10 protein-coding genes and 1 pseudogene are annotated in these 12,528 nt (G+C 65.7%); 4 read left to right on the top strand and 7 right to left on the bottom strand.

Annotation, left to right across the window (positions count from 1 at the left end; all coding sequences use genetic code 11):
* From K789_RS0104525 to K789_RS0104540, 4 genes and pseudogenes are all read left to right on the top strand, one after another.
* Nucleotides 1–649 (top strand): annotated as a pseudogene (locus tag K789_RS0104525) (adenylosuccinate lyase family protein); the annotation flags it as partial.
* Nucleotides 642–1,460: an alpha/beta fold hydrolase gene (locus tag K789_RS0104530; protein WP_024365717.1), complete on the top strand. Its 819-nt coding sequence runs from the start codon at nt 642–644 to the stop codon at nt 1,458–1,460. The pseudogene K789_RS0104525 and the gene K789_RS0104530, both read left to right, overlap by 8 nt.
* A complete protein-coding gene (gene pcaC / locus K789_RS0104535) occupies nt 1,457–1,936 on the top strand; it encodes a 4-carboxymuconolactone decarboxylase (protein ID WP_024365718.1) in 480 nt (159 codons plus the stop codon). The genes K789_RS0104530 and pcaC overlap by 4 nt, the downstream gene beginning before the upstream one ends.
* 84 nt (nt 1,937–2,020) lie before the next feature.
* Nucleotides 2,021–3,220: a thiolase family protein gene (locus K789_RS0104540; RefSeq protein WP_024365719.1), complete on the top strand. Its 1,200-nt coding sequence runs from the start codon at nt 2,021–2,023 to the stop codon at nt 3,218–3,220.
* Nucleotides 3,221–4,504: 1,284 nt separating this feature from the next.
* Here the strand turns inward: K789_RS0104540 and K789_RS0104550 are convergent.
* From K789_RS0104550 to K789_RS0104580, 7 genes are all read right to left on the bottom strand, one after another.
* A complete protein-coding gene (locus tag K789_RS0104550) occupies nt 4,505–5,377 on the bottom strand; it encodes a 3-hydroxyacyl-CoA dehydrogenase family protein (RefSeq protein ID WP_024365721.1) in 873 nt (290 codons plus the stop codon).
* 8 nt (nt 5,378–5,385) lie between these two features.
* Nucleotides 5,386–6,216 carry an enoyl-CoA hydratase/isomerase family protein gene (locus tag K789_RS0104555; RefSeq protein WP_051180892.1) on the bottom strand — a complete coding sequence of 277 codons (831 nt, stop codon included), beginning with the start codon at nt 6,214–6,216 and terminating at the stop codon, nt 5,386–5,388.
* Nucleotides 6,216–7,442: an acetyl-CoA C-acyltransferase gene (locus K789_RS0104560; protein ID WP_024365723.1), complete on the bottom strand. Its 1,227-nt coding sequence runs from the start codon at nt 7,440–7,442 to the stop codon at nt 6,216–6,218. The genes K789_RS0104555 and K789_RS0104560 overlap by 1 nt, the downstream gene beginning before the upstream one ends.
* Before the next feature lie 64 nt (nt 7,443–7,506).
* Nucleotides 7,507–8,709 carry an acyl-CoA dehydrogenase family protein gene (locus tag K789_RS0104565; RefSeq protein ID WP_024365724.1) on the bottom strand — a complete coding sequence of 401 codons (1,203 nt, stop codon included), beginning with the start codon at nt 8,707–8,709 and terminating at the stop codon, nt 7,507–7,509.
* Nucleotides 8,710–9,636: 927 nt separating this feature from the next.
* Nucleotides 9,637–10,674: a 4-hydroxy-2-oxovalerate aldolase gene (gene dmpG, locus K789_RS0104570; RefSeq protein WP_024365725.1), complete on the bottom strand. Its 1,038-nt coding sequence runs from the start codon at nt 10,672–10,674 to the stop codon at nt 9,637–9,639.
* 2 nt (nt 10,675–10,676) lie between these two features.
* The gene (locus K789_RS0104575) at nt 10,677–11,615 is read right to left on the bottom strand and encodes an acetaldehyde dehydrogenase (acetylating) (protein WP_024365726.1); all 939 of its coding nucleotides are present in this window, start codon (nt 11,613–11,615) and stop codon (nt 10,677–10,679) included.
* 11 nt (nt 11,616–11,626) lie between these two features.
* Nucleotides 11,627–12,424, bottom strand: a complete 798-nt coding sequence (locus K789_RS0104580) for a 2-keto-4-pentenoate hydratase (protein WP_024365727.1) — start codon at nt 12,422–12,424, stop codon at nt 11,627–11,629.
* Nucleotides 12,425–12,528 lie beyond the last annotated feature (104 nt).

Genomic DNA, 12,528 nt, shown 5'->3' on the forward strand with positions numbered 1-12,528 from the left:
GGGCGGGTCCTCGGCCATGCCGCAGAAGCAGAACCCGGTGCTGTCCGTGCTGGTCCGCAGCGCCGCCCTGCAGGCGCCCGGCCAGGCCACGCAGCTGCACCTGGCCGCCGCCAACTTCAACGACGAACGCCCCGACGGTGCCTGGCACAGCGAATGGCCGGCCCTCCGCCAGCTCCTGCGCCTCAGCCTCGGCGCCGCCGTGCAGCTCCGCGAACTCGCCGAAGGCCTGCAGGTCTTCCCCGAGGCCATGCGCCGCAACCTAGATCTTTCCGGACCCCTGCTCCTCAGCGAAGCCGTCACGGCCGCCGTCGAACCGCTCCTCGCGGGGAGCGTCGCGGATAAGCACACGGCTGACGGCAAACAACGGCTGCAGTCCGTCGTGGACCGGACGCTCCAGGTCCCGGCCGTCGAACAGGCCAGCACCTACCGGCGGCTGCTCCGCGCCGCCGTCCCGGCGGAGCTGCTCTCGGACGCCCGGCTGGCGGAGCTGCTCGACCCGGCCAACTACCTCGGCCAGGCCGCCGAAATCGCCCGCCGCATCCTCGCGGCCTACCCGGAGTACAGCGCCAGCGCCAGCGAAACGGGCGCCGTCGCCGGAACCCACAACCCATCACCGACCCTCGACCTGAACGGAGCCTCCCGTGGCTAGACCAACAGTCAAGGCAGTACTGCTCTCGCCCCAGCGCCCGCTGGGGGACAAACCCCTCCTTGTGGTGGGTCCGTCCCTGGGAACGTCCACGCTGCTGTGGAGCCAGGCAGGCGCCCTGCTCGGGAACGACGTCGACGTCGTCGCCTGGGACCTTCCGGGCCACGGCATCTCGCCGGCCGCGAAGGAGGCGTTCACCGTCGCCGAACTGGCGGACGCCGTCATCGAGCTGGTTGATTCGATCGCCCCCGGAGCGAGATTCCACTACGCCGGTGTTTCGCTGGGCGGCGCCACCGGACTGCAGCTGGGCATCAAGCACGGTGAACGGCTCAAGAGCCTGTCGGTGCAGTGCACCGGTGCCAAGCTCGGCACCCCCGAAGGCTGGCTGGAACGCGCGGAGACCGTCCGCACGCAGGGAACGCCCGTGATGATCCAGGGCTCGGCGCAGCGCTGGTTCGGCCCCGGCTTTATGGAGCGCCAGCCCGAACTCAGCGGCCGGCTGCTGCACAGCCTGCGCGACGCCGACCGCTTCAGCTACGCCTTCTGCTGCGAAGCCCTCGCCGCCTATGACGTCCGGGACGAACTCGGCAGCATCAGCGTTCCCACCCAGGCCATCGCGGGCGTGGAGGATAGCGTCGCACCGCCGTCCGTCGCCGAGGCGATCGTCGAAGGGATCACCGCCGGCGGCGGCACTGCGAGTGCAGTGAGCCTGGAAGGCGTGGCACACCTGGCGCCGTTCGAGGCACCCGGCCACGTCGCAGACTTGTTGCGGACTCTGATCACCTGGACCGAGTCCGGGGGAGCGGCCAAGTGACCGGCCCCAAGCAAACCGGCCCCGAGCGGACCGGCCTGGAACGGCATGGAGCAGTCCAGCCGGACGCCACCAGCCAGGAGATCTACGACGGCGGCATGGTGGTCCGCCGCGAGGTGCTGGGCGCCGCGCACGTGGACCGCGCCAACGCCAACAAGGACTCCTTCACCGAGGACTTCCAGGACATGATCACCCGGATCGCCTGGGCCGGCATCTGGACCCGGCCCGGACTGACCCGGCAGATGCGCTCCGCGGTCACCATCACCGCGATGGTGGCCCACGGCCACTGGGAAGAACTGGCCATGCACATCCGCGCCGCCATCACCAACGGCCTGAGCAGGGACGAAATCAAGGAAATCCTGCTGCAGACCGCCATCTACTGCGGGGTCCCTTCCGCCAACACCGCCTTCAAGACCGCCCAGCAAGTGTTCCATGAAATGGACAACACAGCGTTTGACGCAGCCACCCCTCCCAACTAGCTAGCAGCAGGGGCCGTTTTGAGCCCTCAGAACGGCCTTATCTGCTACCTAGTCGGGATTCTCAGACGGAAATTAGAGGAAATCATGAACCAGGCCTATCTTTACGATGCCGTCAGGACCCCGTTCGGGAAGTTCGGCGGGGGGCACGCCGGGGTCCGCCCGGATGATCTTGCCGCGCACGTGATCGGCGAGATCGTGAAGCGCGCCCCGAAGCTGGATGTCGAGCGGATCGACGAGGTGGTGTTCGGCAACGCCAACGGCGCCGGCGAGGAAAACCGCAACATCGCCCGGATGGGCACGCTCCTGGCGGGCCTGCCGGTCTCGATCCCGGGCACCACGGTGAACCGGCTCTGCGGGTCCTCGCTGGACGCGGCGATCATCGCGTCCCGGCAGATCAACACCGGCGACGCCGAGCTGATGCTGGTCGGCGGCGCCGAATCGATGTCCCGGGCCCCGTGGGTGCTGCCCAAGACCGAGAAGCCCTACCCGGCCGGGGACATGACCCTGGTGTCCACCACGCTGGGCTGGAGGCTGGTGAACAAGGCCATGCGCCCGGACTGGACCGTGTCCCTGGGCGAGGCCACCGAACGGCTCGCCGAAAAATACGGGATCACCCGGGAGGCGCAGGATGAGTTCTCCGCCGCCTCCCACAACCTCGCCGCCGCGGCCTGGGACGGGGGCTTCTACGACAACCTCGTCACCGTGGTCCCGGGCACACACCTGGTCCGGGACGAGGGCATCCGGGCCGGGTCCTCGGCCGAAAAGCTCGCCGGCCTCAAGACCGTGTTCCGCACCGAAAACGGCACCGTCACGGCCGGGAACGCCTCCCCGCTCTCGGACGGCGCCTCCGCGGCGTGGCTGGGATCCGAGAAGGCCGCCGGTCTGCTGGGCCGGGAGCCGCTGGCCCGGATCGCGGGCCGCGGCGCGCACGCGAACGATCCGCAGTTCTTCGGCTACGCCCCCGTGGAGGCGGCGAACAAGGCCCTCGCGAAGGCCGGGATCGGCTGGGACCAGGTCGGCGCCGTCGAACTCAATGAGGCCTTCGCCGCGCAGTCCCTGGCCTGCATCACCGCCTGGGGCATCGACCCGAACATCGTGAACCGGCACGGCGGGGCCATCGCGATGGGCCACCCGCTGGGCGCCTCCGGCGGCCGGATCCTGGGCACCCTGGCCCGGTCCCTGCAGGCCTCCGGCGAACGCTGGGGCGTCGCCGCGATCTGCATCGGCGTCGGGCAGGGCCTCGCCGTCGTCCTCGAAAACGTCACGGGCTCAGAGACGGGCTGAGCGGTTCACCCGTGTAAATAGTCGTGAGGCGGATCGGGAGGGCGTTCGGCTAGGCTCCGTTGTCGTCCCAGTCCTCGCGGCTGACCCGGACCAGCTGGGAAGGCCTGCGGCGCCTGGTCCTTAAAGCGCTCCTGCAGCTCAAGGACGCGTTGTTCGTCTGCTTCGGCCATGTTCCTTTGCCCCCGGTTCGCTTACCTCGACAAAGTGCTCTCGGATTCAGCTGGTTAGCATCAGCCATCCACTCATCGCTTAGCCAAGCGTTGTCGAGGGGAGGTGGCGTGATTCATCTGCTCGAGGCATACGGGGTTCCGCCGAATCAGTATCTTCTGAGCCGAAACCGCTCTCATCCAACGTGGACTCCGTGACGGGAGAATTCGGCGCTCAAGCAGACACTACGTCCGCGGTTCGGAGATACAGGTGAAATCCTCGTCAGCGGCGTCCGCGCTGTCAGCGCTGGATGGCGCTTTGTGGTCTCGCCACTGACAGGGACCACAATACATTCGGATGCTGGACTCCTCTTCCGATCTCGCCGGTTCGTCGGATTGCTTCGGCAAGCTATTGCGATGGCACGCTGTATCACGCCGAGGCTGGCGCCTTACGAAGGACGTGGGGAAATTTGTATGGCCGGAGGCAGCCGTTGGGCCCACGCGACGTCGTCAATGGAGGCGGCTTAGCGAGGAATTCCCTGGTTGGAGTCCCGGGGGAATTCGTTGAGGCGCTGCCATACATTGCAGGTGTACCTGCGGGTGATGGAGCAGGTAGGCCATGCCCCCATCGAAGTCCTGAAAGGGTGAACGGCTTCGAGCTAAAGTACAGGGACCAGGGTCCGACGTTGAAGCTTGCCGCTAGTCAGTGGGACGGCAATTTTCTGGACCGAGGCCGCGCCGTCGTCCTCGCCTCCGGGGCACCCGCCACCCTCGTCGGGATACTGCTCTGGTCCACCGGACCCCATATGGCAGACGTGGAAGCATCCATGATGAGACATGCGGCTACCGCGAGCCTGCGCACCTGGAGCCAATTCGGGCACCGGCAGGCCGCTTCCCAGATGTCGGGTGAGATGGACATTAGTCCTACCGAAAGGGCCGCCGGACGCCTCACGCGCCTGAGTAGCTTCTGCCGATCCCGCTCTGCGTTTGGTATGGCCCCCTCCCTAACGTTCAGGAGCGGATCCTGGATTGCCAGCCATTCGCCTCGTCATGACTGATCGAAAAGTGGCGCCGGACCGGACCTGACTATCTGAATGCAACAACGGCAACCCATCCGGGACTGTGGGCGGACAGTCGTTCACCTCCAGTCGTAGTAGCCCTTGCCGGACTTCCGGCCCAGCTCGCCGGCGGCCACTTTGTCACGAAGGATCTGGGGCGGTGCGAAACGCTCGCCCAGCGTTGAGTGAAGGTATTCGGCGATACCGAGGCGCACATCGAGCCCCACGATGTCCGTTGTCCGGAGCGGGCCCACCGGGTGCTTGTAGCCCAGGACCATGGCGTTGTCGATGTCCTCTGCGCTGGCCACTTCCTCTTCGACCATCCGCATCGCCTCCAGAGCAATAGCGACGCCAAGGCGGGACGACGCGAAGCCGGGTGCGTCCCGGACCACCACGGCGGTTTTGCCCAGTCCGGCCACCCACTGTCTTGCCGCGGCAAGGGTCTCGTCAGAGGTAGTCTCCGTGATGACTACCTCGATCAGCATCGACGCGGGGACCGGGTTGAAGAAGTGCAGGCCCAGAAACTGCTCCGGCCGCGGTATCGACTGGGCAAGCCCGCTCACCGACAGGGAAGAAGTGTTGGTGGCAAGGTAGGCGTGTGGAGAAAGGTGGTCGGCCACGGCACTGAGCGCGGCGTTCTTCAGCTCTTCATCCTCGGGCACGGCCTCCACGACCAGATCGCAGGACGCGAATTTTGCGTAGTCGACGCTCGTCCCGAACCGCTGGAGGACGTCGTTTCGGTCGCCCGCGATCACGCCGCGGTTGATCGATGCATCGACGGATGCGACGACGCGCTCGTGCGCGCCGCGGGCGGCTTCCTCGTCACGCTCGATGATGGTCACTTTCGAACCGTGGATGAGGAACGCGTGTGCGATGCCCGCGCCCATGCGGCCGCCGCCCAGAACGCCGACAGTTGTCGGCAAGAGTGCTGTCGGAGTTGGATCGTTGCTGATGCTCACGGTTACTTCTTCCTGTCGAGGAACTGCTGCATACGGTCGAATTTCGCCTGGGATTCGAACAGGATGCCTTGGGCGAGGGTGTCGATGACGGGGTGGACCTCCCGCGGTGCGTGGAAGACGGTCTTGGTCAGGCGCACCGCGAGGGTGTCCTGGCAAGCGATGCGCTCTGCCAGTGAGTGGGCCGCCTCCAAGAGCTCCCCGGGTTCAACGAGTTCCGTGATGAGCCTTGCGCGGAGGCACTCGTCGCCAGTCAGTGTGCGGCCGGCAAGGAGGATTTCCTTGGCCAGCGGCTCACCGACAAGCTCGCGGAGCCGCCAAGTGGCGCCAGCGCCGGCGACGATGCCCAGCCCGGTTTCCGGGTTGCCCATACGGAGGCTCGCTGTGCCGATGCGGAAGTCGGCAGCGTAGGCAAGCTCCGCGCCGCCGCCCAGGGCGAACCCGTCGAGGGCGGCGATCACGGGCATGGGAAGTTTGGCGATCCGGTCGAACAGCGAGGAGTTGACGCCGGCCAGGGCGTCCTCACGACGGCGTCCGCGGAGCTGGGCGATGTCGGCGCCGGAGGCGAAAAATGCCTTTGAACCGGTCGCCGCGTCTGCGGGCGTGCCGATCAGGATGAGGATTTTGGGCGTTGTCTCCAGATGGGCGCAGACAGTGTGCAACTCGTGGACCATCATGGCGTCGATGGCGTTGCGCACCTCCGGGCGGTGAAGGCGGACCAGAAGCCGGTCCTCCCGCTCGCAAAGCTGCAAAGTCGTGAATGCCGAGGCGTCCAGGATGGCGCCGGAGTCGGCTCCCGCTGCCTCAACGGCGTCGTAAATTTCCTGAGTAGTCATTACATGCCTTCCAGTAGCAGCGCTGTTCCCTGGCCGACGCCGACGCACATGGTTGCAAGGCCGAGCTTGCGGGCGTTGCCGGCCAATTCGCGTTCCATGCGTCCGAGGAGAGTCACGACGAGCCGGGACCCGGAGGAGCCGAGCGGGTGACCGAGGGCGATGGCGCCCCCGTCCGCATTGACGATGTCCTCGTCGAGTTTCAGCTCGCGCATCACTGCAAGGGACTGCGATGCGAATGCCTCGTTCAGTTCTACGGCACCCAGGTCACCCACGGACAGGCCAGCGCGCCCCAGAACCCTGCGCGTGGCAGGGACCGGGCCAATGCCCATAACCTCAGGCGCCACTCCTGCCGAGCTGCCCTCCAGAATCCGGGCCCGCGGCGTCAGACCGTACCTCTTTATTGCGGCTTCGGAGGCGACGACGATCGCCGAGGCCCCGTCGTTAAGGGAGGAAGCGTTTCCGGCGGTGACAACGGAGCCACCCTTGACGACGGGCCGGAGTCCGGCCAGGACCTCCAGTGTGGTGCCGGGCCTGGGCCCTTCGTCGGTGTCCACGAGAGTGGCCGCACCCTTGCGTCCGCTGATGGTCACGGGGACGATTTCGTCCGCGAATCGACCGGCCCCGATCGCTGCCAGGGCGCGTTCATGCGAGCGGGCGGCGAAGGCGTCGCAGTCATCCCGCGACGTGCCGTACACGCGGGCCACTTCCTCGGCAGTCTCCGGCATGGAGAACGCGGCCTTGCCGTCATGGGAACGCTCGCCGCTCAGGAACGCGGGGTTGGTGAAGCGCCAGCCGATGGACGTGTCGAAAACAGCGCCGGGCTTGGCGAAGGCCTTGTCAGGTTTCTCCATGACCCAGGGGGCGCGGCTCATGGATTCCACCCCGCCGGCGACCACGATGTCCGCAGCTCCTGCCTTGACCATGTGGCTGGCCATGATGATGGCGGACAGGCCCGAGGCGCAGAGCCGGTTGACGGTGATGCCCGGGACACTGGCAGGGTAGCCCGCTAGGAGCCAGGCCATGCGGGCCACGTTGCGGTTCTCCTCACCGGCTCCGTTGGCGTTTCCGAGGATCACCTCGTCCACCGTCGCGGGATCAATGCCGGCGCGTTCGACGGCGGCACGCACTGTTAATGCCGCGAGGTCGTCCGGGCGCGTCGAGGAGAGAGAGCCGCCGTAGCGGCCTACCGGCGTTCGGGCGCCACCAATGAGAAAGGCTTCAGCCATTTGATTTCCGTCCTAGTTCTTGTCAGTCCGAATTACAGTCAGGGAAGTTAGTAGTGAAGGAGCTTCAGCTGAAGGCGGAGATCCCGGTGATGTCCCGGCCCACCAAGAGCGCCTGCATGAAGTCGGTGCCTTCGTAGGTCGAGACGACTTCCATGTCGGTCATGTGGCGTATGACGTGGTTTTCCAGGAGCAGTCCGTTGCCCCCGAGCAGGTCCCGCGCCTCGTTGCAGATCCATTTGCCTTTTTGGGCGGTGGCCATCTTGACCATTGATGCCTGCGCATTGGTGAGCTGGCCCCGGTCCGCGAGTTCGGCCATGCGGGTGCACAACAGCTGCATAGCGGTGAGCTCGCTGAGCATGTTCGCCAGCCGGGACTGCACCAGCTGGTAGGACCCGATGGGTTTGCCGAACTGATGGCGTGTACGGGCGTAGTTGGCGGCGATTTCGAAGGCCGCCATTGCGTGCCCGACGGCCTCCCAAGCGGCCCCGCCCCGGGTTGCCTGCAGGACCCGGGACACGTCGCGGAACGAGTGGCATCCCAATAGCCTGTTGGCCGCGGGAAGGCGCATCTCGTCGATGACGATGTCTGCCTGCAGGATGGCGCGTTTGCCCACCTTGCCGGTGATGATGGTGGGGGAGTAGCCCGCGGGGTACCGGCCGCTAATGTCCTTTTCGACAACGAAGGCGTTGACATTGTCGTCCTCTGCGTTCCGGGCAAACAGCACGATGACGTCCGCGGCATGTCCGTTGCCGATCCACCGTTTGTGGCCGGTCACGACCCACTCGTCGCCGTCGCGCCAGGCCCGGGTTTCCAGAGCCACAGAGTCGGAGCCGTGGTCCGGTTCGGTCAGCGCGAATGCTCCTGTTTTTTCAATCCGGGCCAGGGCAGGAAGCCATCGTTGCCGCTGCTCTTCGCTGCCCAGAATGTTCAGGGCACCCATGCACAAATTTGAGTGGACACCGAGGAAGGTGTTGAGGCTGCCGTCCGCACGCGCCATTTCGCGGGCAACCATGCCGGCGGCCTTGCGGCTCATCCCGGGGCAGCCATAGCCCTGGATAGTGGTGCCGATGATCCCCAGCGCGGCCAGCGGCGCCAGGAGTTCGGTGGGGAACTCGGCTTTCTCCCAATACTCGTTGATAACAGGCAGGACACGCTGCTCTGCGAACTCCCGGACTTTGTCCCGGATGCCGATCTCCTCGGGAGTGAGGTCATCATCCAAACGGAAGTAGTCTGAGGTCGCTATTCGGTGATTGGCTCTGGTGGTCATTATTGAACTTTCCGTTTTGGAGCGTGTTGAATTGCGGTGCTGCTGCTAAGGCCAGCGGTTGAGTATCCCGGGCTGTCTACCGACGCCATGCAAGGATGGGCTCCTGGTGCACATCATGATCCGGTGGGATCAGGTCGCAATTGACCGGAGTCTCGGAGAAAGTGTTGTTGACCCTTCCTGCAGCAGGGGATTCCTCATGAACCCCAAGGTCCGTTCCGCACTGGGGAGAAGTCCGGACACCTGGCCGCTGGAGTCAAACCGTGCAACGACAGGCTGCTTCCGATGTGAGGCTCCCGGACACTCAGCCAGAGCGTCAAGATGGAGGTTCGCAAGGACATTTTGGGCTGCTTCCTTTGGTTTCGCTGCGGAGACCTGTTCCCAACCGAATCCCAAGTAAGTCTTGACACGGGTACGCTTTTTTGTCGTGGGAGAAATCGCTCCGAGATGTTAGGTGCCTCGACGCGACAGGCATCCCCTGTCTCTTGGCTTTACCGCTACTTATGCCGGGAAAGCTGCATTTGGAAGCTCTTACAAAGAGGCTTCATAAATGGCTGAAGTTCGGCCCTTCGAAGTCGGCATCTTTTGCGCACTCTCGCCATCCCAGCCTTCGTCACGATGATTGGCGCGGTCAACACGGAGGATCAACTGTTCCGGACAAACTCTCAACTCGAATCCACGGGATCGCTCTAAGAGCCGCCTGGGTTCAAGTGCGTCTGCTTGCACCCAAGCGATCGTGGAATCTTCTGTCGAATCCTCAATCACACCGACTCGCTGCAGCACTCCGTGCCGCCAAATCTCGACTTTGGCCCCCGGTAGCCGTCGCCAGTCATCGAATCTGATGAACTTCATCTGGTCTCGCTTCGAGTCTTCGAACGGTTCTGGGATACATGGGGTGGGGCTCCCCGGGTTTGCTGGAACACCGGGGGACTAGCCTGCGGAGGCGAGTTGGACGGCGACGTCGACGATCATGTCTTCCTGTCCGCCGACGTAGCCGGCGCGGCCGATTTCCTCGAGGATCTGCCAGGCCGGGACGCCGTAGCGTTCGGCGGCGCGTTCGGCGTGGATCAGGAACGAGGAGTAGACCCCGGCGTAGCCCTGCATGATCGAGGCGCGGTCCATGATGGGCATCCGGGTGATGATGGGCTTGACGATGTCATCCGCCGCGGCCATAACGCCGTGGACGTCGACGCCGGTGTGGATGCCGAGGCGTTCGAACGCCGCTGCCAGGACCTCGGTGGGTGAGTTCCCGGCCCCGGCTCCCAGGGCCAGCAGGGTCCCGTCGATCTGCTTGGCCCCGGCGCGGGCGGCGAAGACGGAGTTCGCGACGCCGAAGCTGAGGTTCTGGTGGCCGTGGAACCCGACCTGCGCGTCGGTGCCAAGCTCGGCGACGAGGGCGGAGACCCGGTCGGAGACGTCTTCGAGGATGAGGGCCCCGGCGGAGTCGACGACGTAGACGCACTGGCAGCCGGCATCGGCCATGATCCGGGCCTGCTCCGCGAGCTTTTCCGGAGTGGCGCGGTGCGAGAGCATCAGGAACCCGACGGTTTCCATGCCGAGCTTGCGGGCGTGCTGGAAGTGCTGGATGGAGACGTCGGCCTCGGTGCAGTGCGTCGCGATCCGGGCCACCGACGCGCCGGCCTCGTGCGCCTGGTTCAGGTCGTGGATGGTGCCCAGGCCCGGAAGCATGAGCACGGCGATTTTCGCGTTGCGGGCCTCGTCGACGGCGGCGCGGACCAGGTCCAGTTCAGGTGTGAGCGAGAAGCCGTAGTTGAAGGAGGAGCCGCCCAGGCCATCGCCGTGGGTGACTTCGATGACCCTGACCTTGGCATCGTCGAGGGCCCGGACGATGGAGCGGACGTGGTCTTCGGTGAACCGGTGGCTCATGGCGTGGGAGCCATCGCGCAGCGTGGTGTCGGTGAGGCGGACGCTGAGGTTCTGTGCTGTGGTGTCGGGGGTGGCGGTCATGGTTAGGCTCCTACGGGTGTGGCGGGAAGGGCGGCGTCCATGCGTTCGGCGAGCAGGTCCGCTGTCCGGGTGGCGGCGGCGGTGATGATGTCCAGGTTGCCGGCGTATTCGGGCAGGTAGTCCGCGGCGCCCTTGACCTGGATCCAGATCCCGACGCGGCCGTTGCCGTCCCAGTCCTCGCGGGCGGCGTCGAACTGCGGCTCGACGCGCAGCGAATAACCGGGGACGTAGTCCTGGATCTTCACGACGGCGTCATCGATCGCGGCGCGGATCCGGTCTTGGAGTTCCCCGGGCTCGGCGGCGGCGGCGGGGATGGCGCAGTAGACGGTGTTGCGCATGATCATCGGCGGTTCGACCGGGTTGATGATGATGATGGCTTTGCCCCGTTTGGCCCCGCCGACGACTTCCAGGGCTTTGGCCGTGGTCTCGGTGAACTCGTCGACGTTGGCGCGCGTTCCCGGACCGGCGGACTTGGAGGCGATCGAGGCGACGATCTCGGCGTAGTCCACCGGGACCACGGAGGAGACCGCGGCGACGACCGGGGTGGTGGCCTGTCCGGCGCAGGTGATCATGTTGACGTTCAGGACATCCTCAAGCGTGTCCAGGTTCACCACCGGGCACAGGTAGGGGCCGACGGCGGCCGGGGTCAGGTCGATCGCATGGATCCCGGCCGCCTTGTACTTTGGCGCGTTGACCTGGTGGGCCTTGGCGGAGGTGCATTCGAAGACGAAGTCCGGGAGCTCGTCCTGGGCGAGGAGCCAGTCCACGCCTTCGGCGGAGGTGGTGATGCCGAGGCGGGCGGCGCGGGCGAGCCCGTCGGAGGCCGGGTCGACGCCGATCATGTACTTGACTTCGATGTTTTTGCTGCGGCGCATGAGTTTGAACATCAGGTCGGTGCCGATGTTGCCTGAGCCGACGATGGCTGCTGTTTTCTTTGCCATGGTGGGTGTCCTTAGTCTGTGAAGTGAATGGTCAGGGTGCCCAGCGCGCCGAAGTCCGCGACGGCGGTGCTTCCGGCGGTTACGGGCTCGGCTTTGGTGAAGGAGCCGGGGAGGATGAGCTGGCCGGCTTCGAGGGCTACGCCCTCTTCGCCGAGGACGTTGGCGAGCCACGCGAGCGGGGCCACGGGGTTGCCCATCACGTCGGCACCGGTTCCGGTGCCGGTGACCTGGCCGTCGATGACCAGCGAGCAGCTGACGTCCAGCAGTTGGGCGGGGTCGACGTCCAGGGGGACGGAGCCGACGGCGATGGCGCCGCAGGAGGCATTGTCCGCGACCGTGTCCACGAGCTTGATGTCCCAGTCGGTGATGCGGGAGTCGATGATCTCGATCGCTGGGTACACGGCACCGATCGCGGCAGCAGCCTGTTCCAGCGTGACGCCGGGGCCCTGAAGGGCGTGCTTGAGGACAAAGCCGAACTCCGGCTCGACCTTGGGCTGGATGAATCCAGACACCGGAATCTTGGCGCCTTCATGATGGACCATGTCCTCGAAGAAGAACCCGAAGTCCGGCGAATCAACACCAAGCTGGGCCTGCATGGCCAGGGAGGTCAGGCCCACCTTGCGGCCGGCCAGCACCCGGCCGGCTGCCGTGTCGTGCTCCAGCTGGACGGTCTGGACGTAGTAGGCGTCCGCCAGGGTCATGCCCTCGACCCGGTCCCGCAGCGGGGCAACCGGGACCAGGGACGTGGTGGCTTCCAGCAGCTCGGCAGCGAACTGGTGGAGGATTCCCTTTTCGGCCGTGTGATTCACACCGACTCCATTCTTAGGTTCTTGGGCGTGTGGCGAGAGGCATATAGATGTCGTTAGACAGAAGCTGATCTATCAGCCACCCTGTTGTCGGTTCTCAGTCCGGC

It is taken from the genome of Arthrobacter sp. TB 26, from assembly GCF_000427315.1.
Taxonomy (GTDB): Bacteria; Actinomycetota; Actinomycetes; order Actinomycetales; family Micrococcaceae; genus Arthrobacter.